The organism is Niabella drilacis, from assembly GCF_900101395.1.
Classification (GTDB): Bacteria; Bacteroidota; Bacteroidia; order Chitinophagales; family Chitinophagaceae; genus Niabella; species Niabella drilacis.
This window is the reverse complement of record NZ_FMZO01000017.1, coordinates 87,724-112,659: the sequence shown is the minus strand read 5'-3', so window position 1 is coordinate 112,659 and position 24,936 is coordinate 87,724. Positions and strand designations below refer to the sequence as shown.

Sequence of the window (24,936 nt, the reverse complement as noted above, 5' to 3'; positions counted from 1 at the left end):
ATAGTTCATACTCCACAGAATCGGTAAAACCATGAACAATCTTCAGGACAATGGATGAAAAGCTAAGTTTGGTGTTACGGGTAAAATCAACCGAACGGTTAAGATATTGCTTATCCAGAACGGGGCGCTCAACAAAAGAAAAGATTTTTTTTAGAGCCTTCGCTACTGCGCGCTCCTTCAGATTTTGTTACTTTTGACATATATTTTAGTTTTCAAACACAAAATAAGGCGTTTTTCCCCATAAGGTGATTATACGCCTTATTTTAATAGCATTGGTGAGGACACAAACCACGGCCCACTCCACGGTCAGTGTCCTCACTGACCGAGAAAAGAAATAATTTTGATGCCGGCTTATTATAACGTTGAGCGTTAGATCTTGTGCCTGAGGTTCCGTTATCCCCTTACACAAGAAGGACCCTTTTCATTTTTCACCGGCTTAATATTTTTGAAGGTCGCTAAAAATTGAAACAGATGGGACAACCGCTGACAGCCGGCCGTTGAAAACTATAGTGTTTCCCTGAGCCAGCCGAAAAATTCCCGTTGCCAGACCGTTGCATTTTGTGGTTTCAGCACCCAATGGTTTTCGTCCGGAAAGAAGAGGAACTTACTTTTAATGCCTCTTAACTGTGCGGCCTGGAAGGCGCCCTGTCCCTGCTCGATGGGTACCCGGTAGTCTTTCCCTCCCTGAACGATCAGGATCGGCGTATCCCAGTTAGCTACGAAATTCAACGGCGAAGCCGCGTAGGAGCGTTGTGCTGCCTTATTATTTTTCTCCCAGTAATAGCCGCCTTTCTCCCATTGTTCAAACCAGAGCTCATCTGTGGTGCCGGTCATAGCCGTAAAGTCAAAAACGCCGTCGTGTGCAATAAATGTTTTGAACCGTTTTTGATGACAGCCGGCCAGTGCAAAAACAGAATAGCCTCCAAAGCTGGCGCCCACGGCAGCCCTGCGGTCCTTATCCACAAAAGGCTCTTTTGAAATATCGTCAATGGCATCCAGGTAGTCCTGCAGGACCTTTCCACCCCAGTCTTTGCTCACTTCGGCATTCCACCGGGTGCCAAAGCCCGGCATACCGCGCCGGGAGGGGATCACAACGATATACCCCTGGGATGCCATCAGGTGAAAGTTCCAGCGGTAGGAATAAAACTGCGTGGTGGCAGACTGCGGCCCTCCCTGGCAATACAACAGTGTCGGGTATTTTTTGGAAGGATCAAAATCGGGAGGATAAACGATCCATTCCATCATCTTTTTGTTATCGGCGGTGGTAACCCAGCGGCGCTCTGTTTTTACCGGGGCAATATTTTCATAAGCCGCATCGTTTACATGGGTAAGCTGTGTTAACAGCCCGGTTTTGATATTGAGTTTATAAATTTCGGAAGCGCGCGAAATAGTTTCCCGGGCTACGATCAGCTCTTCACCGGTTTGGGCAATGATGGAAGTGATGTCAAAATCGCCCTTGGAAAGCTGCCGGATACGGGGCAGCATACGGGTAAGACCGATGTCGTTTACCGAAAATACCTGCTCGGTTCCATTAATAGGGGCAATAAAAAACAGGCTCTTACCGTCGTTGCTCCAGGTAAAGGAAGATACGTTGATCTGGTCATTATGCCCCGTCAGGTTTACGGTGGTTCCATTGGTCATTACTACCAGGTCATTTTTGTCTGCCTCATAGCCCGCTGTTTTCATTTGCAGCCAGGCCATTTTTCCCTGTTTGCTGAAGGCTGGCGCTACATCATAGCCTTTATTGCTTCCGGTAAGATTTTTTGTGGTACCGGTAGCAATATCGTATTCATAGATATCCGTATTGGTACTTACCGCGTAATCGGTGCCGAACTTTTTCTTGGTTACATAGACGATCTTTTTACTATCCGGCGACCAGATGAAGTCCTCGTCCCCGCCAAAGGGTTGCTGGGGACAGAAATAAGGCTCACCGGGCATGATATCTTTTTTTTCGCCGGCCTGCCCGTTTACATAGGGTGCAAAAAACACATGACTGAAACGCCCGTCGAACCATTTATCCCAATGGCGGTAGTTAAGCGCCGTATAGACCTGTGCCGATGTTTTGTCCAGCTCCGGGTAAAGATCTTTGCCCAGCACTTTTTCCAGGAGTACTTCATCGCTGCTGAGGATATACTGCCCGTTGGGAGCAATACGGTTGTTTTTTACAAGATCGGTTGCGTTGGTCAGCCCGGCCGCAGCACCGCCGGAGAGCGGTATGGCATATTCTTTCGTGTCCATTTTGTTTTCGGCAATATTGGGAGTGGACACTTTATAAATTAATGATTGCTGGTCGTTGGAAATGCCGATGGCAGATACCCGGCCCAGCTTTAGCAATGTTTCCGGGGTGAGGTGTTGTTGTGCGTTTGTTTTCAGCATAGAAAATGCAGATAGAAGAATGAATAATTTTCTCATGTGAAAAAATTTTGTGCAAAGGTACTTTCTTTGTTCCAGGTTTGATGTTTAAAGTTCAGCGGCAGATCCCGTGTTTATACCCGGTGTTCAAGTCCCGTTTCTATATTTTCCCTCCCGATGGGAGCTGCCGGGATCCCCATTTCACATCCCGCTAATTAAAAGTAATTAATAAACCCGAAATGGATCTTGGATTGCCGCAGGTTGAAACTGGTATCGTTCCGCTTTCCTACGGCCCATGCCAGGTTGAATACGCCGGCCTTGGTTTCGAAGGCCAGGCCAATACCCATGCCCAGGAAGTTATAGTGCTGATGCACACCCCTGCTGCCATCGTAGCCCCATCCGCCGTCCGCAAAGGCGTTGAGATAGGAGTTTTCGCCCACGAGGTACCGATACTCCAGCGTACCAATGGCATACCGCGACAGGAACTGGCTTTGCTCATCAAACCCGCGCAGCAGCCGGTATCCGCCAATTTGAAACAGCTCGTTCCGGAAAATATTATCCCCGGTAAGATACCCTCCCTGCACCGCGGCTTTCAGGGTGCTGGTGCCGTGCGCGGAAAGCGGAAAATAATTGGCGGCAGACAGCAGCACACGTACCTGTGTGGACTGAAGTTTTACTGTGTCATAAAGGCTGGCAAAGTCAAAAAGCGGGTCTTCCGGATCCTCCAGATCCAGTATCTGGCTGTTCTTTTTTATTTTTTTATTGCCGGCGGTCCCGGTAAACCGGATATCCAGTCCCGATACCGGGTTAAAAATATAATTGGTAGTGTTGATCTGGTACTCTGCCCCGATATTTGAAATACTGACGGCTGCTTCGGCGGGCAGTTTACGGGTTTGCAGTAACGTATTCTTGTCAATCGTATTAATGATCGTTGAGAACTGGTTGTAAAAGAGCTTGGCTGTTTGCCGGGTATTAATGGTATACTGCGTACCGATGCGGTATTCAAAGTTGAGATAGCTGGAGTCGCGCTTCAGCATATCCAGCGCCAGGTCAAATCCAAAGCGCGACCGGAACAGGTAGGGCTGCAGGAAGGCTGCATTCAGCCGTTGGGAGGCTGCCTCCAGTTTTTGCCATACCAGGCCGATACTTTCCCCGCCGCCCAGTGCGTTCTTAAGATTGAGCAGTCCTTCGCCGGTGATCAGCAGTTTTTTTGAGGGAGCGGCAGTGCTGTTGGGCAAAAAACCAACAATAAAGTTGACCTGGTTGCTTTTTTTCTGCTGCAGGAACAGTTCTACAATTCCTCCCGTACTTCCCCAGTAAACCCGGGGGGGATAGGTTTCTTCAATATAATTGAGCTTTTTAAGTTCTGCACTGATGCGTTGCAGTTTTTCCTTATTGTAAACAGAACCATTTTTAAGATCCAGGTAATTTTGGAGATAATCGTTGCTGAGCTTCGCGTTTCCTGTGATCCGGATGCTGTCCACCCTGTACAGGGGACCCGGCTGAACCTGCAGCTGGCCGGATACCTTATGGTCATTGATCTGTAACGCCTGGAGGGATATCTTTGCAAATGGGTAACCGTGGTTCTCAAACCACGTGAGCATGCGCTGCTGAATATTTTCCAGCTGCTCATAATCCAGTGACCTGCCGGTGAACAGGCGTGCATCATAGCCAACCAGGGCAAGCCATTTAAGGCTTTCTTCAGAGGTGCTGAGCGATTCCCAGGTGTAAGGGCTCCCAACGAAAAGCTGCATATAAGCAGCGGTGGAATCGAACCGGAGTGAGTCGACGGATGCCGTTACATACCCCCTGGCCTGCAACAGGGAAAGCAGCTGCCCTGTATACTGACGGCAATCATCCCGGTTGATGAAATCCGTTTTAATGGCAAGGTCTTTTTTAATAAAATTACTGTCTTTATCAACCGGATCAATCTTCAGGGCATACCGGTCCTGGGAGGCGGCATAAAAGCCCGTCCATAAAAATAGCAGGAGCGTTAAATGGTATTGTACCTTTGCCATTCGGAAATACAAATAAACAGTATTTTGGCGAATGGCGGGCCGCTGGGTTTGGGCAGGAGGGATCAGGCAGCGGCGCATCATGGGAGCGGGATATGGGTATGCCCCGGGAAAGCCTCAGCATGGGTTGGGATGCCGGGACATACATAGTATCAGCAACTCCCGCAGGCCATTAACTATTTGTCACTATAAACAATCAATCGTTGTCTGGTATTTATATTCATATTCCGTTTTGCAGGCAGGCCTGTCATTACTGTAATTTTCATTTTTCAACGTCCCTGCACTACCGGGAGGCCCTGGTGGAGACGCTCCGGGAAGAGATTATGCTTGCTGCTGCCACAGGGTTCATCAAACCGGAACCGGTTGCAACGGTTTATTTCGGAGGCGGAACGCCCAGCCTGTTGCCGGCCGCCGAGATCGGTCTCCTGCTAAAACAGGTCCGGGAGTCCTTCCCGGTTACCGGTGATGCGGAAATAACGCTTGAGGCCAACCCGGATGATCTTACGCCCGGTAAACTGGCCGACTGGAGGACTGCCGGCGTCAACCGGCTGAGCATTGGTGTGCAATCGTTTTTTGAAGAAGACCTGCAATGGATGAACAGGGCGCATAATGCGGTGCAGGCAAGGGAGGGGCTGGAGCTCGCAATGCGGTACTTTGATAACATAACAATGGACCTGATCTATGGCACACCGGGGCTGAGCAATGAGCGCTGGGCGCAAAATGTAGCAACGGCATTGAAACTGGGAGTCCCTCATTTGTCCTGCTATGCGCTAACGGTAGAGCCTCAGACACCACTGGATAAAATGATCCGGACACACCGCGCAGCAGATGTGGATGCGGACCTGCAATCTACCCAGTTCCTGTTGCTGATGGATTGGTTGCAGGAGGCTGGCTATGAGCATTATGAGATATCCAATTTTGCCAGACCCGGATTCCGCAGCCGGCATAACAGTGCCTATTGGAAGGGGACGCCCTATTATGGGTTGGGGCCGGCAGCACATTCATTTAATGGTAAAGCCCGTCGCTGGAATGTTGCCAATAATCAAAAGTATATCCGCGCCATCCGTTCGGGAGAGATACCCTTTGAGGAGGAGGTATTAACAACCGTTCAAAAGCTGAATGAATATATAATGATCGCCCTGCGCACATCTGAAGGGATTCTATTGCAGCAACTGGATGAAACGACGCGGCAACGGGTCCTGCAGCAGGCTGCGGACTACCAGGTACGCGGCTGGCTGTCGATTGATACCAGGTCTATCCGTTTGACCCGGCAGGGAAAATTGTTTGCGGACGGTATTGCCGCCGACCTGTTTTTAACGGAGTAAATAAAATTGTTTTGTGGTAAGCCCGGCACGGGAGTACAACTTTTTTTGAGACGATTGCGGATATCCGAAGCAACAATGGGGCCCGGTATTTCAGAGATCCTGGGGCACTAAAACAATATGGATCTCAAACGGGAAGGCAAAAGAGGCATGGGTCTCCAGCTGGTAGGCTAGCAATTGCTGCAGGTAATACAATGCTTCTTCCGTATAGTCATTTTGTTGCAGGTGCAGATCGATCCCGATCGTTCGGGTAATGCCGGTCCGGGAGCCCTGGGGCACGGTCATTTTTTTATGGATAACCACGTTCTGAAGACGGGGCCCGAACAATTCGAAGCAAAGCAGCCGGATATCTTCTTTGCTGATGATCTTGCCCCTCGAAGAAAGCTGGCGTACCAGCATTTGCTGCTGTGCATAGTCGCTATAAGTTTCCACGCCCCCGCCGGCGGTGGTGAGCGCAAAGCAGGGGCCGCCGGTGAGTGCATGCATTACCGGCTTGAATGTGGCAGCGGCTTTTACAGCTGTGGCTGCAGCCGGTAATGCAGACCAATACTGTACCAATACGTTTTCCTGTTCTTTTTTTGATCTTAGAAGCACATAATTACAGGCGGGTTTTTCATCTTTTGAAACGCTCAGCCGGTCTTGCAGGCGCGACAGCAATTTTGAGATCTCATTGAGCTGGGACGCGATAAAATCATTACTGATCCTGCTGAAATAGGCGCTTTCATCCCGGATGCTTTCAAGAAGGCTGTTGATCATATTCCGCACATCCCTGCTGCTGTTCCGGGCCACCCGGGTTGTTCTTACTATTGCCTGCCCTTCATGGATGTTGTCTTCCCCCGCATCGCGGCGCAACCGGTACCGGCTGCCTTCCGTGCTTTCAATGCTTTTGATATCAAGATAAGAGCCCTTTACGGGGAGGGGTATAATATTGATCCATTTTTCAGTTCTGAAATGGATTTTTTCCAGTTTCCGGTTTAATACAGGAAATGCATTTACGCTCATCAACAGCCGTTCCAGTACTTCCTGCTGAAAATACCGGCTCAGCTTCAGGGTTATATAAATCATGTCTTTTGACCCGATCTCCTCCTGCAGCTTGCCGGGCAGCTCTTTGAGGATCGGGGGCTCCGGGGGGGCTGCACCCGGCGCTTCCTGTTGTACAGTGATGAACTGCTGTGCATAAATGCCGGCTATCTCCCTCCGTATTTTCCGGCTGTAATCTCCCTCCTTTTCCAGGCTGTCCCTCAGGTTGGTTTCATATTGTTCCTGTTTATAATAGCCTTTTGTAAAAGGGGCTTCCTGCCCATTGATGAATAGCCGGGCATGCTGAACAGCAAAATAAAAATCGGTTGCCTCGGAGTGTCCTTTAAGATCAAAAAACAGCTGCAGACCTTTCAGGGAGGAGATGGCATCGCGGCTATGCAATGCGCAATGGATCTCGTTGACGGGCGCTTTATCCTGGGGATCCTCGTGTACGGACAATTTACGTCCGGCCTCGCCCAGTTTGTAAACGCGGCTCCCGGTTCTTAAGAAAAGGAGATGGAGCCGGAATAGCTTTACTTCCCCGTTGGGTGTAAAATTGAGCTCGGTTTCGGTTGCCGGGGCCCCGGGCGTTTGAGCAACCGCTACGGTGCTGAAGCTTTGCTCTTCGTTCAGTACGGCGGTGCTTTCTGTTGGGGTTGCTGTTAACACGCAGGAGGCGGGCTTTGCTCTTAACAGTGCATGAGGGAGCATAATGGAAGAGAGCTCGTTCAGCAACCGGCTCCTGACATCATGGATCTGGTGGCCAATGCTTTCGATTTCACCGGCCAGTACATCAAAGATCAGCATCAGCAGCGGATCAAAGCTGGCCTCAATTTCGTTCTCCGGTACCTGCCAGTGGGCTGCTGCCAGGCGGGTCATCCGGTCGCGGATCTGCTCTTTTTTTAATAGTTCCATAGTTGATAACAGAATAAAAGTGAGTATGGTTAATCCAGCGTAAGCGGGCCTATAAACAAGCCGGTCTGAAACCGGAAAGGCTCCAGGGTTTTCCGGATGATCCCGTTTACGGTAATTTCAATTTTCCTCCTGGGCAGATCCGCACTTTGTGTTTTAAGGACCGCCAGCTTTACATCAACGGTGACCTCCACGTTATGGATCCTTTTTTCGTAAAGGGCGATCTGTTTTTTCAGATTGCCAACGATCAGCTCCTTCCTGGAGTCATTGTCCAGGTGAATGTCATAATCTGTTTCCCAAAACGAAGCGCCATAGGTTTCATCGTTCTTGTTCTCCCCGGGCACAGTAGTAATAAGGAGGTGCAGGTTGCGGTAAATAGAATCGGCCAGCCCGCAGGAGGGTAGTTTTTTCTTGTCGAAAAACTGGTCAAAACGCAAGGGTAGTTTCAGATACTCTTTCAAGGTACTCCGGTTTTTACTTGTACGTGATATAGATGATCTTTACGCAATTGCCGGCAGACGGATCCCGTACTACTTTAAAAGACTGGATCCGTTTTTTCCGTTTAAGAAGAGGCAACCCCTTTTTCTCCTTTAGCTCATTACACAACGCTGCAAATGTGGTGGACTGATTGTTGGCCATTACTTTTGTGCCGGCTCCGTTACACAAAATATTGTTGAAGTCGCCCAGGTTTTTCTTTCCTTCGGCCAGCTCTTCCAGCATGGCCTGTATGGCAGGTTCCGGCAACTGTTCGTATACCTTTGCTGCTGCAGGAGCTGGCTCCGGTGCAGCCGGTTTGGCTTCTTCCGGTTTGTTTTCTTCCGGCTTCTTATCGGGAATGTCTGCAGGCAGCGGAGGTGGCCCTACCTCTGCCGGCCCCGGCAGTACCGGTATATTTGAGGTGCCGCTCCCCGTTCCCAGCGGATCGGTAACCTGTATGGTCTTTTGGTAGGATGAACCCTGGTCCAGCTTCAACGTTACCGTAAAGGTTCCGGGCTTTGTGAAAATAAACTTTGCTGTTCTGGTAAGCTGTTGTCCCATCTCCGGAAGTTCATTAATGCTCCAGTTGTATCCGGATGAAACAGCTGTGGTATTGAAGACCATGGCATCCCCGGTTGCCACCACATCATCCGAAACGATCCGGTTGAGATCGGGACTGCCGCCGGCGGTGATGGGCGTACTGTTTTGAATGACGCGGATGTTCACCGATTCCGTACAACTTCCGTTTACCATTGCCGTAACCAGGTAGTTGCCTTCTTTTATAAAGCTATGTGTGACAGATGTACCGATCCGGGTGGCGGATTTATCTCCGAAATTCCAGGTTACCATCAGGCTTGCGTCATTGCGGGTTGCAAAGAACTGCACCTGTTCGTTTACAAAATAGGTACGGGGGCCGTCCTGTATATGATTGATGTTGCTTGCCGTTTTCAAATGAAATTCCGGGCAGGTAACATGGGTGGCCACCTTGTAGCCCAGCAGTGCCAAAGCGATAACCGTAACGGCGATCAGGGAGATCCACACCCTGAAATCGAGCCGGCCCCATTGTTTAGAATATACAAAATGCATCGTGTATCGGTTTAAGGATCCGGTTATTTTTGACGTAGTAACAGGTTCTGCATTTCCAGCTGTTTATACGAGTCCTGCCATTTGGTAAGTGAATTTTTAAGTTCCTGGACCTGGGCATTATACATGGCAACTACCGAGTCCTTGCTGCTGGCTGCCCTTAACCCCTTTTTATCGGTTTGGGTATTGTTCAATGCCTTAATGATCTGTGAATAGATCTCTTTTGAGCTGGTGCTGTTCCTGTTCAGCTGCGCGTCCATTTCCTGGATCTTTTGTGTAATACGCCCGTCGATAAGACCGGATTTTGCGGGATCCATATTTACGGTGTCCAGCAATGACTGGGCCTGCTGCATATTGCCCGCAAAGTGGTCCCTGAATTCATTTTCTTTTTCGATGATCGCCAGCTGCTCACGGAGTTTTTCGTTCTCGGCATAGGGGATCCTTATCCCGAAGAAGATGGTGGTCACAATGAGTGCAATGGTCAGGAGGAAGAAAAGCAGGAAACGGGCAAAAGCCTGGCTTCTTTCCTTAGTATTGTTGGGTTTCATGAATGATCTTTTTTAATAAGGGGTATTGATGATGACCGGGTCCTCCGGAAAGCGTTATCCGAAGAATCTCCTTTTGGGTCTGGGAGCATTGGTATCATTATCCGGGAATGTTTGCTCTTCTTTTACAAAAAGACCGGCGTCCTTGCGCTTGCCAATAAACTCAAGGTTGCTGAGCGTGGTAAACAGCTTGCCGATAACCCTGGCAAACTGAACGATCTGCCGGATATTTTCATTGACATCATTATGGTTGTAGCGGAGGAGTGCCATTTCATTGAGCAGGGCTTCCAACGCTCCCTGGTTCAGCTCACACCACTCACACAGGTAACTCATCAGCTCATCCTTGCCCGAACCGATACGCAGGTCGATGGTGTTTTTGATAACTCTTGCCAGTGCGGCGATCGGGCCAAGCATTTTTGCGGGAGGCTCATAAATAATATCCCAGCGGTATTCCGTAATGGTAGGCCCCAGGAAAAGCATCATCCGGTCGCAAAGGAACCGGGCCAGTTCTGATAATGCGTTCTGCTGGCTTTTTTTGTAGATCTTCTGAACGATCTGGGAGCAGGCCTGTTCCAGCCCCGCAAGGAACTGGTCCAGTTCCGCATGCAGGCCCAGGAGGTCGGCATAGGCTGCTGTAGCCATACAGGGAGGGATATAATCCTCATCAATATATGCGGCGTTGCCGTTAACAGCAATCTTTCCAATGATAAGGGCGGCAGGGTGTTGGGTATACTGGGGTATTTCCCGGTCGTCGGCGATGAGCACGCTGAAGCCGGCTTTCACATAAGGAAAGCGTGCCGGGGTTTCCGCGGGGTCAATACTGCCCGCAGGATTTCTTTCAAAAGGGTTTACAAGTAATACGGCCCAGCAGGTGGCCTGCTGATTGACGTTGATCTCCAGGGCCGCGGCCGGAACGCCATCGGTTGCAGCAGCATCCGTAAAAGCATCGATGGTAACCGGGAATCCGCCCTGCGTCAGCGCTTTCAGGGAAAGCACGGATATCCTTATGGTGTTTTGGTTATCGACCGACATCCGGACATTAAAATTCTTTTCCCCGGGAAGCAATCCGTACCGGAAGGGGGTGAGGCCGGTTGCCGCTAGCTGGTATGCAGCGGCAGCGGCGGCATTGTCCTGGGCAATGAACAGCTCCTTATTGAGCTTCATACCATCTGACCAGTTTACACGCAGAAAATTTGATCCGTTATCCATGTTGTAGCTTTTGAGCGGTATTGATTAAACGCGTTCGCAAATAATGATCGTATTCTCTTTTATATGATTCTGCGCCACCGTTGTGGCCGCATTCAGCACCTTTGAAAAATTGTACCACCGGGGACGGGTCCGGAACAGCCATTCAGCTGCCTTTTCCTGGCTGGAATATTCGATAGGCGTTTCGCTATGATCTTCGTTGTACTCGTTGATAAAATGATAGAACAGGTCTCCCAGGAGCATATCCTCCGGGGCTTTCCCCCGGAAGAAGGTGTTTTGTCCTGCGCCTGTAATTTTTTTTGCGATCTCGAACCAGATCACGTAAAGGTGTTCTCCTTCTTTTTCGTCCGGCATATCAATGGCCTGTTGCGGGTAGCTCCAGGTTGTATATTCCGGCGGGGGAATGCTGATGGCTGCGTCGAAGGTATGCAGCAGTAAAACCGGGATAAAGAAGAACAGCGCACTCAGCAACAGGGGAAAGTACATAAAGTTGCGGTCCTTTAAAAAGTATTGGAGCGACGAGAAAATGGCTACGCATAAAAAAAGAATGGAAAAACCAAAGAGCAATTCGGCAGACAACTGGCGGTTCCGGTTATCGCTGCGGGCACGGAAATATTTTTTGTGTACGAGCAAAAGGAACAGGATGCCCAGCAGCAGGAACAGGGTGCCCAGCAGCCAGAAGGTGGTGAAGAGGTCGCGGGTCATATAGGTAACAGCAAAAGCAGCACCGGATGTAAGCGTTGCGGTAATAAAACTAAAGATCCAGGGCTTTTTGCCCATATTGCCAAAAGTGCTGCTGATCTGCCGCACCAGGGGTATTAAAGCCAGTGAAGAGAAAAAGAAGATACCTGCGTAGAGTATGAAGAACTTTAACGCCATAGTGTTGAAGTTTTGAAATAAATGCTTATCAGCCGCGGGTCATATATGGGCGCCATAGCCTAGCACTGCCCCGGACTTTTTACCCGCCTCTTCATCCTGCAGTTCAAACTCAAATTGCACATCTATTTCAAAAGGGATAAAGAGGTCTTCAAATTTTTGGAGAATGGTGGGTTTGTTGGTTTGCCGCACAAATGACTGCATTTCGTCGTTGGACCTGCCTTCAATGGAAAAGATCCAGTGCGGGAAGAGCTCGCCGGTATTGCTTCCCAGTGTTCCATTGAGGCTGATACTGCTTTCTGCCAGGGTGGCCGGGCATTGCAGGGGAATGGAGCTCTGGCGTTCCCCCCTCCGCAACATTACTTCCCTGTTAAGGATGTGGCCAAGCGCAGCTTCTGTAGATGCCGCATCCCCTTTAATAAAATGAAGATAGGGCATCAGTTGCAGCATCCTGCCGGCTTCCGCTTCCGGGAGCGGTTCGTCCAAATTCCAGAAACGGAACCAGGCAGGATCCTGCGTTCCGCTTTGAAGATCAAACATCCCCTTCCGCTCCTCCATTTCAACAAAGACCTGGTACCGGAACAGTAATTGTTCCAGCGGGGCAAAAAAACTCCGGGCCCGCCGCTCCTCTTCCCTGAACCGTTTGTGTTCGTCAACGGCATCCTGCACCGTACGAACCCGGCTGTTTCCCCTGGTTTGATGAAAGAGTCCCTCCGGGAGCTTGTCATAGATGCCATCCCGGTTCACAACCAGTTCAAAAGTGCAGTCTGTTTCGGTTGCGACCATTTCGGATATATCGTTACTAAAACTTTTTCTGAATCCTCCTTTTGTATGAACGGTGATCTGGTCTTGCCCGATCCCCGAATCAACCAGCCCGGCGCATATGGTTTCTGCGCGAAACGGAGGTTTCATAATATGTTGGCCCCGGGAGCTCATGTTGTTTTAATTACGATATCATGGCCAGGTAAATACAACCTGGCATTATCAAAAGTAGAAAAAAACAGGAGGGGTATCTATACCTAATAATAGCGATGGTTTGCCGTTGGGCAATGATCTACTTTTACGAAGATGAAAACCTGTTCTATAAACTAAGCAATAGTGCGCTGTGTAATCTGGAAAAGGATAACGGGGTACAGATTGCATTTTTTACCGCCCCGCCCTGCTAAAGTACAACAAATGGTTCATTGCATCTGCTTTAAGCCGGCTTAAACAATAACTCATGTCAAACGATGCTATTTTAACGAAGACCGAAATTGTTATCCAGGGATATAAGAACAATCAGCCCATCGTGTTCTCCAACCTGCTGCTGGACGAGGCGTTCATCAATGTAAACCATTGCTCCTTTTCGATAAGGGCCGATGATGACCAGGCTACACTGGATTCGATCATCCGGTTTAAGAAGGAGGTACTGGGGAAAGAATTGCAGATCGAGTTTAAAGATGGCTCCGGCGCCTTACAACACCGTTTTAAAGGACTGGTCCGGGAAGTGAACTCGTCGCTGGTGGATGAGCATAATTACGAGTTTCAGATCCGGGGCGCCGGCCTCTTTTCCAAAGTTGATAAAGTACCGGAGTACCACTCCTTTTATAAGCAGCCACTTTCAAATATTATCGAAAAGGCATATAAGGATTCCGACATCAGATCAGCCATAAAGAACAACCCTGAATTTACAACCGAGCTGCTCTACATTGTTCAATACAACCAGACCCTGTTCGGATTTACTGCAGCACTGGCTATGCGTTTTGGGGAATGGATGTATTATGATGGGGAGCACCTGTTGTTTGGTAAAAAGCCGGGGGGAACCGCTGTGGAACTAATGGCCCCGGATGATGTATCCAATCTGAACCTGCATGCACAATTGTTCCGGAACCCGGTTGATGCCGTGGGAACGGATGCCTACAAGGGCGATGCGATAAAGGCAACCAGGGAAGAAGCCGCTCCGGGCAACCCGGTATTACAGGCAACGGGAGATGCGGGTAAAAAAGCGTTGGAAACCTGGGAACATCATTTTATGGGATCCGGTTTTAATCAGAGCAGGATCGAACATATGTTCCGGATCGAACAGCAGGCTGGTTATACCCGGTCTGCTTCCATTACCGGAACAACGCGGAATAATAAACTGGCGATAGGAACGGTCATAAAAATAAAAGATAAGGATGATCCCGGCGGCAAAAGCTTTATCATTACGGCCATTCATCATAACTGCATACAGCAGGACCACTACAGCAACAGCTTTGTAGCCATTCCTGCCGAAGCAGAAGTGCCTCCCTATACCAATGCGGGGATCTTTCCGGTGGCCAAACAACAGATGGCCGTGGTTACCGATAATGTGGATGACGCGGGCATGGCAAGGGTAAAAGTGCGGTTCCCCTGGATGAAAGATGATGAAAAAAGCCCCTGGATATCCGTTCTGGCGCCTCATGCGGGAAAAGACAAGGGATTCCGGTTCATACCGGAAATAGAAGATGAGGTTATGGTACAATTTACAGATGGGAATGCTGAGCTGCCTTATGTAACGGGAGCTGTGTATACAGAAAAGCACAAGCCCGGCATACCGGAAAAAGGCAATAACATAAAACGGATCGGAACCAGAACGGGCAGAAGACTGGAGATCGATGATGAAAAGGGTGAGATCATTCTGGCTGATGATTTTGAAGACGAGATCGGGAACAGGCTCTACCTGCTGAAAAATAAGGAGCAAAAGATCGTAAAGCTCAGTAGCGGGAACGATGATGATAATTTTTCTATTATGTTCCTGGATGGCGATAAGGGGCGTGCTACCGTTGGTATCAAAAGCGGTGGTACGGTGATCCTGAAGATCGATATGCAAAAGGACGGAACCAGTATGGACATTACCTCCACAGGAGTGATCAATATCAAAGCAGATAATACCCTGAACCTGGAAGCAACGGCGATCAATTTGAAAGCAAAGGACATAAGCCTGAAAGCGGATAACAAAATAACAATGGAAGGAACACAGGGCATCGATGCTTCGGGAATGAATATCAATATAGCGGCAGATGTAAATCTCGATATGAAAGGAAATGCCAAGGCCAACCTGGGTGGTGCCATGCTGGGCTTAAAGGGCGATGGTATGGCCTCGCTGGAGGCAGCGCTTGTCAAAATAAATTAATGCGGTATTTATGTTATGATACAGCTTTAAATGAAGAGTATACCCTGATACAACTCTTGCAGCGCTACCCGCATGCTGTTTCGCTTTTCAGTGGTACAGATGATGAGGGGATATGGGATGCCGCGCCATGGATTTTTGAAGTAAATACGGATTGTTATGCATTAAGAGAGGAGGACACCCTTATTCGCCTGGATCGGTGTATCATTTTTGAAACGGCCGAACCCCGGGAAGAAGTGATACGGTTCTTACAGGGGCTCTTTTATAAAAACACGGCGGAGGGGCCGGTTTATTTACGGGTATGGGATGCACGGGTATTGCTGGACAGCTTCCGGGAGTGGGGTGAAAAGGACCGGCAGGTCTTCTTCGAGTTTTTTGATTGTTTTTATACAGAAGGGGCCGAACCGGGTTCTATGGACCGGTGGGTACTGGATAAGAAGCAGGACCTGGTTGCAGAAGAACGGCTGTTAAGCGGATTATTCCCGGAAGAGCGGGTAGAGGACCCGGGGGCAGCGGCGGCCCCGGGAAAGAAGGGTTTCGAGGGAACCGCAGCTCCGCCACCGGGTTCAGAACCGGATCCGCCTCCAAAGCGAAGAAGATTTTTTATCGAATAAAAACAGGAACGATGGGAAAACCTGCAGCAAGAGTAGGCGATATGCATGTTTGCCCGCTGGTGAACGGGCTGGTGCCGCATGTAGGCGGACCGGTGCTTCCGGCAGGCGTGCCCAATGTATTGATCGGCGGGCAGCCTGCTGCGGTATCGGGAGATACATGTGTGTGTACCGGCCCGCCGGATGTGATTGTCCAGGGCAGCAGCGGGGTATTGATCGGGGGACGACCTGCCGCCCGGCTGGGTGACGCCACCGCACATGGCGGCATCATTGTGCTGGGATGTTTTACCGTGCTCATTGGGGAAATGGCAGGCGGGGGAAGTGCGGGTAAGGCTGGGGGCATGGCCGGGTTGGCAGGAAAAGGTACTATAGGAGCCGCCCGGGCAAAGGATATCATAAACGGCGAAGCCCTGAAAGAGGCGGCCCGAAAAGGTGCTGCTGTTGCCAAAAAAACAACGAAGGAAGACTTTACAGCAACATTCACATTAAACGATGAGGCGCAGAAAGCCGTTGCCGGCCGGCGTTATGAGATCCGGACGGGAGATGGAAAGACGCATGAAGGAAAAACGAACAGCAGCGGGGCAACGGAACCGCTGCAGGGATATACGACCGCAGATTGCGCCGTAACTTTTCTGAAATAGCAATAACAATATGTCCGGAAAAGGAGCCGATACAAAACAGGATTTTGAATTGAAGGATGTCCGACAAATGTTGGTCCTGGTGCGCTATAAACCGGCAGGAACCATAGCGGCAGATGCCATGCTGGGCGGAATTGCGGATACCGCCCAGGGAGCGATAGATAAAGTGGAAGGTGCTGCGGCATCGATACCGGGTTTGAGCCTGTTTTTTAAAGAGGAGACCGAACCGGAAAAAAAATGTGATAAGGAATATACCTATTATAAGGATTATAAGGACTGGGATGGCTACATGAAGAAAATGAAAAGCGAGCTGTCCGATAAACTGTATATTGACAACGAAGTGCTGGTATTTGACTTTGAAGCTTCGGGGGTAGACGGGAGAAAACAGGAGGCTAAAAAGTTATGTGCCCGGATAAAAGCGAAGACCGCAGGTTGGGAAGGCTACAGTTCCTGTTTTCATTTTGTAGGACTGGGGCAGGGAGGGAATGTAGCTAATGAATGCATCCGCGAGCTCAGTAGTGAAAGCAGCTTTAAAAACAAATGGTGGGTTCAGTCCTTAATCTATGTAGCCACACCCTTATATCGCTACCAGCATCTGTTCGACGAGCAGGCCGCGTTTAAAGGAAAAGGAAAAAAATATGCGTTCGGAAATCCCTTTGATCTTACCGCGCAGGTGATCGAATATTTTGAACCCAACGACGAACTGCGGAAACTGGTGGCGGAATGTAATGCAAATACACTTTCCGTTTTTACGGGTAAAATAAAAGCAAGACTGGTGGCGGCATTGGGCAATCTGCTGAGCATTGATGGATTTGGTACCGGGAAGGACAATGCCGGGCATATCGACAGGTTAAAACAAAGCAAGGACGAGATCCGGGGGCTGGTAGAGGAATGCATCAGTGCTGTAAAGGTATTGGTAGACGCGGTACCGGGGCTTGTAAAGCCGGGTGACCTGCCGGCGTTTGACCAGCTGCTTCAGGGCTTTGACGCGGTACCGGGCCAGTCGGTTGACCGACTGGAAAAGTTCCTGGATGAGATAAAGAACGCAGCAAAGGGAACAAGCCTGGATACGGGGCGGATCAGGAAAGAGAAAATTCTCAATTTCCTTTGCCCGCTGGTAGATAAACTAACGGGAATGCTACAGTTGTTTGCCATAGGATCGGAAACCTCCAATGCAGCATTTGATAAGTTCATGGAACAGGCAAAGGTGAAGAAGATCCTGGCTCCCCGGGATGCCGGTACCGATTGGCTGGGGGTAGATGCATACCTGGAGAAAGTGGCGAAAATGGCGGAAGATGCGAAGAAGCAGGAAGCCGAAGCAAAGAAAGATGGAAAGGACCTCCCGCCCCAAACAGCAGCACAGCTCCAATACGATCAGTCTGTGAGCATGATCCGGAAATGCCGGGAGCAGATCGCGGCAGTAACAAAAGATAAAGATCTGGATCTGGCCGCTTCATCCCTTCCGGATGAAGATAAGGCCAGGGTGGCTGAAGCAATTGCAGCGCTGTTATTGCCCATGATGCCGTCTAAAAAAAAGTTCTATGCCCAGGTGCTGGAATACCTGCCGCTGAGCGGGGTTAATGGCTTCCTTGCAAAACTTACGGGGGATGCGGCTTTTGCTCCGTTGCAAAAGCTTACCGGGAAGGTCCTGGGTGATTTTGATGAGGGAACACCGGAAGAACCGGGACTGAAGACCTCCATCAGGAATTTTGATACAGAGCTCCGGCGTGTGAAGGGTTTTTTGAACCGGAACAATTACCCGGTACATAAGGATGTAAACAGCCTGTATTTTATTTATAACAGTCATAACCTGATGCTAAAAAAAGCGTATGGCCCGGTGTTGAATGCCATCGATAGTGAAACCGGGTACCTGGATTATATGGAGAGCACGGGGAATACGCATTTTTTCAACCTGGAACAAAATGAATACCGGTCCGCCGGAGCCGGCCCGTCGCAGCAGGCAGCACCGGCGGTCCGGAAAAAGGAAACATAAAAAACAGATCATGTTTGATGGTTTGGGAGATTATTTAAAGGCACAGGCTATCTGTGCGGGGGCATCGGACGAGGAAGTGTATAATTCCATCATGAATTACTGGACCTGGATCTCCCCGCAGCCCAATGCAAGAGCGCATCTCCGGCACTACCGGCGCGGAGGAGGGGCAGAATATGCGGAGCCGCAGCTGGGCGACCTTTTTAATGCCAACCCAAGGGTCCGGTCCAGGGTATTTGATGCCATCGGCCGCCAGCTGCGGGCCCGGCCTCATGCGGACTCCGGAAGCATTATAGGGCGGGGGGCGGATGATGGTATTCCGCCCCCCATCAGCCAGGCAGATTATGATTCGGAAGACTGGCTGAATGCCAATGGGAATATTGATGAGGTACATTGGCAGCTGGAAGGGGATTATAATCCCTATGATAACCGCGAAACAGATGAGAGGGCTTATTGGTTGCGGGCTTTAAGACCTGGCGCGGTTTTTTTGATCCGGGTGCGGATATCAATTCGGGATCCCTATACCTGGCATCCCGATGAGCAGCGGCCCACACAATGCATTCACCAGGCTATGGAGCGGCTGAAGACCTCGGGAGCCGCAGACTATGTAACAACCGGCACAACCGTGCTTTCGATGCCTTCTGTGTATTTGCCGGGCTGGATGTGAAGCACATCAATAACATAAAATAACTGATGATGACCAACGGGACCAATGAACATAATTCCGAAAGACGGCAAGCCGCAGAAACAGTAGCAGAGATTGCTCCTAACCGGACGTTGATTGCAGGGTTGCTGACGGCAGCGGCGCCATTGAAACCAGTTGCCGTACAGGGGCTGCAAAACCTGGAGATGGTTTTTGCGCAGTACCAGCCGGCAATCACGGTGCCCATGAAGAGCGGGGACAACGGGGTTATCCGGGAAACACTGCATTTTACAACCCTGGGGGATTTTGCGCCGGACCGGTTGGGACGGCAAAGCGAGGTATTAAGACGGCTTCACTTTCAGGCGACGGAATACCTGAAAGCAGCCCGGGCACTGAGAACGGACGGATCGCTGAAGCAGACGCTAAGATCAGAGGAAGAACGGGCCGCATTGCAGGAGACCATAAAAAACATGATGGCACTCCTGGGGCCTTATTTATAAAAACAGTAAAAAATACGGTATGTCATTCTATGCGATATTAAAAATTTCCGGCAAGACGTATAATGTCTTAAGCGCCGCATATGATTTTAAAAAGTCGGTGGACCAGTATGGAAAACCGAGAGTGGGCACCGATGGCGGGTTGATCAGTCTTACCATTGAATCCGCCCTTGATACCACATTCATAAAATGGGTACTGTCACCCACTATGACGCAGGAGGGGGAGATCATTTTCATGAAGCGGGATACAAAAGCGGCGATGCGGAGGGTGCAATTTACCAATGGATATTGTTTGAACTACTCGGAAACCTTTACCGGATCAGGAGAAAACCCGATGACCATCAGCCTGCTGATCTCCTGCAGCAAGATGGAGATCGATGGAGAGACCTTTGATAAATCCAGGTTCTGGGGCAGTTCCGGCTCCGGAGGTTCCGGCGCTTCCAATCCGGGGGGAGCCCCGGGAACGAACAGCAATGCTTCAGGAGGAGCAATGAATTCCTTTATCCCCGATTAATAGAGCAGTGAAAAAGACCCGCAATGACAGAAAAAACAGCGCATAGGGAAGAAGGCTTTTTGCAGCAGGACCTTGCGGATACGACACCGCTTGCAGGGGAAAACCTTGCCCTCCTTTCTTCTTTTATAGAAGGGGCACAGTACCTCACTCCGGGACGTAAAGCGCAACAGGACCTGTTCCTGCAGGACGCGGGATTCCGGGAAGAGCGGGAGCGCCTGATGGACCGTCTCAGGATCTGGGATGCATTGCTGGATACGGGTATGGAAGTAGAGCAGATGGCAGTTCACTGTGAACAGACCGCTGCAGGCAAACAACAGCAATATGATGAAAACCTGGCAGCAATATTGATGCATACCCGGCAGCTGGAACGGATGTACCGGTCGGTGAACGCCTTTTTTATCAATGCAGAACAGGAGCGGATCCGCAATGTATCCTTTATCAATGCAGACCTGGAACAGCTGAAGGACAGGGACGATCCACTGTTTATCGATTTTGTACGGGAAGAATTTAAAAAGAACTATGACCGCCTGGACCTCCGCGATCATTACAGTATACTGGTTATTCCGGGATACCTGGGTAGCCGGGAAGCGGTGGAGGTTTGGGCAAAGCTGGCGCATGAGAACAAAGTGATGCTGGTTACAGATTTTGAGCACCTGGATGAACCGGACGATGTTATGGAGCTGTTTGAAAGAGTGCATCACACGGGAGGCGATAAGTTCCTGTCGAGCGTAATGATGACCTGTAACTGGCTGGTGGCAAGGGGAAGCTATACGGATGCCGGTGAGGACGAGGCATTGTATATGCCACCATCCACTGCACTGGCAGGAAAGCTATATACCACGTTGATGAGCCAGGTAGCTGCCGGAAAAAAATTTGGCGTGCTCCGGGAGGTCAGCGGTGTAGCTTTTGAATTAAAAAAAAGTGAGATCGCCAACCTGGAAAAGATGAGCCTGATACCAATGGTAAAGGAACAGGGAAGAGTGGTAGCCTACTCTGCAAAAACATTGTTTAACGGTGACAATATGGGGCTTCAGACGTATTCGGTAGTGCGGGTATTTGACTATGTGACCAAAGTTTTGATCGACTTCCTGAACCGGAGGGCCTTTGAGAATTTTAATGCCAATACCCGCAGGGAGCTGATGACGCAGGTGGTGCTGTTCCTGGATAGTATTTCCGGGCCGCGCAAACTGGTGGAAGATTTTACCATACGGCGTTTCGAGCAGGATGCGGTGAAAAAGGACAATATCCATCTCGATATCTACATGAAACCCTATTTTCCGGCCAAGAACTTTCTGATCAAAATGGAAGGACAAAAGAATGATGATGGCAATAGCTGGGATACCGATTATGATGATTCGTAAGGCTGGAAAATAAAGACAACAGATAGCAGATGATGGATTCCCGATTTCGGATTCAGGACGCTCAATTTTCGATTTTCAATTCTCAAACCTTTTCCCATAGTCCCGGTATTCATTAGGACGGGGTTCAAAACTAAAAACCATTGATATGCTCCGGTATTTAAAAAGATATTTCCTTATTATAGGGTGTTGCGCCTTTTACTGTGCAGCAGCAAACTCACAGAATATCAACGGAGAAAAGATCATCGTAGGCCGCGAAAGCATTACGATCATCAATTTTCCGGATAAAGTGGTGAACATTAATTTATCCGAAGAATCGGCTTATGACTACTATATACCCAAGAGGAGAGAAGAACGGTCGATCTCCATCCAGTTTAACAAAGAAAAAACCAGCGGCCCCGTTACGGGGTTACTGGTAAATGAGGGCGGGCGCAGTCATATGTTCCGTTTACTGTTCGACTCCACGTATGACATCAATGATGACAGCCGCCCGCCGTTGTGGTATGATCATTCCGATTTAAAGGCATTGAAAGCTTTTGTAAAGAACCAGAAAGAGCCGGCGGAGGCTTCTGCGGGCGATGAACTGGCAAAGGAAAAGGAACGGCAAAAACAGGAGGCTGCTGCCCGTAATGCAGAGGCGTTGGCTGCGCAAAAGCAGGCGGAAACAGCAAAGGCCCCGGCAAAGGGACCGGAGGACAACAGTGTGGAGCTGCAGCAAAAGAAAGCAGCGCTGGACCTGGCACGGAAGGAAGCGCAGGAAAAGGAGCGGCAGCTAAAACAGGCGGAAGAGAAAGCGGCAGCCGAGCAAAGGGCGGCTGATGAGCTGGCCCGGAAGGAGGCTGCACAGCTGGCATCGCAAAAGGAGCAGGATGAGAAAAAGCAAAAGGAGCTAAAAGACCAGCAAAATGCGGAGGCCCTGGCCCGGGCACAGAAAGCAGCGGCGGAAAAAGAAAAACAACGGCAGGCGCAACAGGCTCTAAAGAAAAAGCAGGAGGAAGAACATCGCAAAAAAGCCGCTGAAGAACTGGCGCTCAAAGAAGCCGCCCGGAAGGAAGCACAGGAGCGGCTGGTACAACTGGAGGCGGAGAACAGGAAAAAGGAAGCTGAAAAGGCTTATTCCGAAGCAGGGCTGTGGCAACGGTACGGAAAAAAAGGGATCGATCTTTATAATTTCCCCAGGAACCAGGTGCCTACCGTGAATTCAGATTTTTATGTGATCCGGGACACCTTAAGGAATTTCCGGATCTCGGACTCTTTATTGCATACGGATATAGCCGGTAAGCTGAATATTGAAGCCGATAAACCCATCAATAAAGGGGTAGTGGTTTCCCTGGAAAATATCGTGTTTAAGGATGTTCATACCTATTTTAAATTGAGGATAACGAACAATACAGAGGAGGATTTTCTGATGGGGAGAACCTATATGTACTGGTATGATGCCGCCGATCGGGCCAGGATGATGGTAAAGGGAAGCTATCTTACTTATATAGGCTTCTTTCCGTTGGTGCGACCCAAAACCACGCAGGAAGTGGTCTTTGTTACCCGCTCTCCGAATGTGATCAACAACGAGAGCCTGGTATTGTTTGTGGATGAGCGGAGAAAAGAAAAAGGAACCGCCAGCATTGTGATCCCGGGTGCCGTGTACAACCGGGAGCTGGCGAAAGTGCAGACCCCGGTCCCGGGACAGCTGCCTCAGCAACCTCCGGCACCTGCAACCGGTCAGAAAAACAGGAAACGCGCAAAAAAAGAATAACGGCTGGTATACCCTGAATCTTCAAAGACCCTCATGACTTATAAAAAACAGATATTGGCAATTGGATGCTTCGGTTTATTAGCGTTGCATGTAAGCGCCCAGCACGTAGTGTCTTTTTGTGGTGAACCGGTGCCGATGGACCAGCAGTTCATACAGGACAAACTGATCAATACGATCCGGAAGCAGGTGAATGTGGTCAATTTCCCGGCCTTGCGTAAGCGGGCCTTTGCCTACTTTCCGCTGGTAGAGCGATACCTGGCAGCTTATGGTCTTCACCGGGACCTGAAATATCTTCCAATTGTAGAAAGTGGTTTTTTAACCGAGGAAGAATCCGCGGTAGGCGCAAAAGGCATCTGGCAGATCATGCCGGCTACGGCAAGAAGCTACGGGCTGGTGATCAGCGAAACCCGGGACGAACGGGAGAATTTTGATAAGGCCACGCGCCTGGCCTGCACACTTATAAAAGACAATTACAATATGCTGATCAAATTTGTTGGCCGGGCAAACTGGCCATTGACCATTGCCGCTTATAACTTTGGCATCGGCAATATTGTAAAAGCCGTTAAGGCACAGGGCTACAATTATTTTACAATGAAGCTGAACCCCGAAACGGCTTTGTATGTATATAAGATCATTGCGGTGAAAGAACTGTTTGAGTACCCGGAGTTGTATAACTCCAAATTCGGGTATAATATTTTTAACCCCGGATCCGGCCCCGGGAATATGCCTGCCCAAAAGGATCTGAAAGTGGTGAACGATCCGGATGTATTGCAGGAGATAGAAAAGGAAGTAGCTAAAAACGCCGGCCGGAAGGAGACCGTTGTAAAGGAAGAATACATCATGGCGCATGTACAGGGCCGGATCCGGAATTTTCAGGACGGTGATATTGTTGAGGTGGTCCTGGATGAAGACCTGCAAACGGCCAGGAAAGGCCTGTCTTATAAGGGCTATAAATTTGGTGTACAGGGCTGGATCATTGATGACCGGGTGTTTTTTAAACTGGGCTATGACCATGATGTGACCCTGCTGGATACCAATAAGGAAAAAGGCGTCCTGCTGACCGACCTGCTTTCTCAGAAACGGATTGACGTTTTGCTGAAGAACCTGGTATATGAAAAATGAGCCGGCCTTATTTTCCCATCCAGATCTTAAAATCTGTAACCCGTTCCCTGCTCACCAGTGCCTCTTTTTCCATGGCAGGTTTTAACTGCAGAATAAGCCGGTTGCCAAAGTAGTCATCGATCTTTTCGATGCAACCGATCGATACAAAGAAGGAGCGGCTGATCCGGAAATAAAGGGCCGGGTTTAACATGTTTTCGAGGTCGTCCATAGTATAATCCACAATAAATTTGCGGTTATCTTTTGTCTTAAAGAATATCAGCCTCCCATCGCTGTAAAAGTAAGCGATCTCGCTTACGTCTACGCTTACCAGGCGGCTTCCATTTTTAACCAGAAAGCGTTTCCGGTATTCTTTGGGTTGCAGCTTTTGCTGCAATTCGCTGACCAGGTGCTCCAGGCCCAATGGGGATTCGGGTTTTGAAAAGTTCTGCCTGTATTTATCCAGGGCCTTTTTCAGCTCATCTTTTTGTACCGGCTTTAACAGGTAGTCTACGCTGTTCACTTTAAATGCCTTAAGGGCAAATTCATCATAGGAAGTGGTAAAAATGACCGGCACTTTTATAGCCGTCAGGTTAAAGATCTCAAAACTTTGCCCGTCGCTTAATTCTATATCCATAAGGATCAGGTCCGGGCTGGGGTTGCTTTCCAGCCATTCTACCGAGCTCCTGATGCTGTCTGTTACGCCCTGTATCTCAATCGCGGGATCCACGGAGACCAGGGTCTTCTCCAGTTTTTTAACGGCCAGTTCCTCGTCTTCGATGATCAACACTTTCATAAAAAAGATTTGCCGTATAAAAATAGAGAATTGTATGTGCAAATGTTCTTTTATCTGTATCAACTGTTTCAAAAGAGTATTGGATTGCGCCGGACAGGCA

Annotated in this window: 21 protein-coding genes; 11 read left to right on the top strand and 10 right to left on the bottom strand. The window is 49.5% G+C overall.

The features are described 5' to 3' along the window. Positions 1-504 precede the first annotated feature (504 nt). Positions 505-2,412 carry a S9 family peptidase gene (locus BLS44_RS22020; RefSeq protein WP_090392488.1) on the bottom strand — a complete coding sequence of 636 codons (1,908 nt, stop codon included), beginning with the start codon at positions 2,410-2,412 and terminating at the stop codon, positions 505-507. Positions 2,413-2,567: 155 nt separating this feature from the next. Then, positions 2,568-4,370, bottom strand: coding sequence for a POTRA domain-containing protein (locus tag BLS44_RS22015; RefSeq protein WP_176954517.1), 1,803 nt, complete (start codon positions 4,368-4,370; stop codon positions 2,568-2,570). Positions 4,371-4,570: 200 nt separating this feature from the next. Here BLS44_RS22015 and hemW point away from each other — a divergent pair, with 200 nt between their 5' ends. Continuing rightward, entirely contained in the window at positions 4,571-5,692 is a 1,122-nt protein-coding gene (gene hemW / locus BLS44_RS22010) for a radical SAM family heme chaperone HemW (protein WP_090392484.1), read from the top strand. A 90-nt stretch (positions 5,693-5,782) separates the two neighbouring features. Here the strand turns inward: hemW and BLS44_RS22005 are convergent, their stop codons facing one another. Genes BLS44_RS22005 through BLS44_RS21975 form a run of 7 tightly spaced genes read right to left on the bottom strand, consistent with a single transcriptional unit; the run spans position 5,783 to position 12,720 of the window. Continuing rightward, positions 5,783-7,624 carry a type VI secretion system baseplate subunit TssF gene (locus tag BLS44_RS22005; protein WP_090392482.1) on the bottom strand — a complete coding sequence of 614 codons (1,842 nt, stop codon included), beginning with the start codon at positions 7,622-7,624 and terminating at the stop codon, positions 5,783-5,785. Between the two features lie 29 nt (positions 7,625-7,653). Next, positions 7,654-8,082 carry a GPW/gp25 family protein gene (locus BLS44_RS22000; RefSeq protein WP_176954516.1) on the bottom strand — a complete coding sequence of 143 codons (429 nt, stop codon included), beginning with the start codon at positions 8,080-8,082 and terminating at the stop codon, positions 7,654-7,656. Between the two features lie 13 nt (positions 8,083-8,095). Beyond that, entirely contained in the window at positions 8,096-9,184 is a 1,089-nt protein-coding gene (locus BLS44_RS21995; RefSeq protein WP_143019889.1) for a PKD domain-containing protein, read from the bottom strand. 23 nt (positions 9,185-9,207) lie between these two features. After that, positions 9,208-9,729 carry a type VI secretion system TssO gene (gene tssO, locus BLS44_RS21990; protein WP_090392475.1) on the bottom strand — a complete coding sequence of 174 codons (522 nt, stop codon included), beginning with the start codon at positions 9,727-9,729 and terminating at the stop codon, positions 9,208-9,210. 54 nt (positions 9,730-9,783) lie between these two features. Continuing rightward, positions 9,784-10,935: a hypothetical protein gene (locus BLS44_RS21985; RefSeq protein WP_090392473.1), complete on the bottom strand. Its 1,152-nt coding sequence runs from the start codon at positions 10,933-10,935 to the stop codon at positions 9,784-9,786. A gap of 24 nt (positions 10,936-10,959) precedes the next feature. Continuing rightward, the gene (locus BLS44_RS21980; RefSeq protein WP_090392471.1) at positions 10,960-11,811 is read right to left on the bottom strand and encodes a TssN family type VI secretion system protein; all 852 of its coding nucleotides are present in this window, start codon (positions 11,809-11,811) and stop codon (positions 10,960-10,962) included. A gap of 39 nt (positions 11,812-11,850) precedes the next feature. Continuing rightward, positions 11,851-12,720 carry a hypothetical protein gene (locus tag BLS44_RS21975; protein WP_143019888.1) on the bottom strand — a complete coding sequence of 290 codons (870 nt, stop codon included), beginning with the start codon at positions 12,718-12,720 and terminating at the stop codon, positions 11,851-11,853. 307 nt (positions 12,721-13,027) lie between these two features. Here BLS44_RS21975 and BLS44_RS21970 point away from each other — a divergent pair, with 307 nt between their 5' ends. The 10 genes from BLS44_RS21970 to BLS44_RS21925 all read left to right on the top strand — a co-directional run bounded on the left by BLS44_RS21970 (position 13,028) and on the right by BLS44_RS21925 (position 24,064). Then, positions 13,028-14,941 (top strand): type VI secretion system Vgr family protein, encoded by a 1,914-nt coding sequence (locus BLS44_RS21970; protein WP_090392467.1) that lies wholly within the window; start codon positions 13,028-13,030, stop codon positions 14,939-14,941. Further along, positions 14,941-15,552 (top strand): DUF4123 domain-containing protein, encoded by a 612-nt coding sequence (locus BLS44_RS21965; protein WP_090392466.1) that lies wholly within the window; start codon positions 14,941-14,943, stop codon positions 15,550-15,552. The genes BLS44_RS21970 and BLS44_RS21965 overlap by 1 nt, the downstream gene beginning before the upstream one ends. A gap of 11 nt (positions 15,553-15,563) precedes the next feature. Beyond that, positions 15,564-16,190, top strand: a complete 627-nt coding sequence (locus tag BLS44_RS21960) for a PAAR domain-containing protein (RefSeq protein ID WP_090392464.1) — start codon at positions 15,564-15,566, stop codon at positions 16,188-16,190. A gap of 10 nt (positions 16,191-16,200) precedes the next feature. Then, positions 16,201-18,180 (top strand): hypothetical protein, encoded by a 1,980-nt coding sequence (locus tag BLS44_RS21955; RefSeq protein WP_090392461.1) that lies wholly within the window; start codon positions 16,201-16,203, stop codon positions 18,178-18,180. A gap of 10 nt (positions 18,181-18,190) precedes the next feature. Next, a complete protein-coding gene (locus BLS44_RS21950; protein WP_143019887.1) occupies positions 18,191-18,844 on the top strand; it encodes a hypothetical protein in 654 nt (217 codons plus the stop codon). Positions 18,845-18,870: 26 nt separating this feature from the next. Continuing rightward, positions 18,871-19,320, top strand: coding sequence for a type VI secretion system contractile sheath small subunit (locus BLS44_RS21945; RefSeq protein ID WP_143019886.1), 450 nt, complete (start codon positions 18,871-18,873; stop codon positions 19,318-19,320). Between the two features lie 19 nt (positions 19,321-19,339). Further along, a complete protein-coding gene (tssD, locus tag BLS44_RS21940) occupies positions 19,340-19,831 on the top strand; it encodes a type VI secretion system tube protein TssD (protein ID WP_090392455.1) in 492 nt (163 codons plus the stop codon). Between the two features lie 23 nt (positions 19,832-19,854). Then, a complete protein-coding gene (locus BLS44_RS21935) occupies positions 19,855-21,192 on the top strand; it encodes a type VI secretion system contractile sheath protein TssC (protein WP_090392453.1) in 1,338 nt (445 codons plus the stop codon). A 145-nt stretch (positions 21,193-21,337) separates the two neighbouring features. Next, complete coding sequence (locus tag BLS44_RS21930; protein ID WP_090392451.1) at positions 21,338-22,942, top strand: hypothetical protein; 1,605 nt, start codon at positions 21,338-21,340, stop codon at positions 22,940-22,942. A gap of 54 nt (positions 22,943-22,996) precedes the next feature. After that, positions 22,997-24,064, top strand: coding sequence for a lytic transglycosylase domain-containing protein (locus BLS44_RS21925; RefSeq protein ID WP_176954515.1), 1,068 nt, complete (start codon positions 22,997-22,999; stop codon positions 24,062-24,064). Between the two features lie 7 nt (positions 24,065-24,071). Here BLS44_RS21925 and BLS44_RS21920 read toward each other — a convergent pair whose 3' ends face one another. Beyond that, positions 24,072-24,836, bottom strand: coding sequence for a LytR/AlgR family response regulator transcription factor (locus tag BLS44_RS21920; RefSeq protein ID WP_090392447.1), 765 nt, complete (start codon positions 24,834-24,836; stop codon positions 24,072-24,074). Between the last annotated feature and the right edge of the window lie 100 nt (positions 24,837-24,936).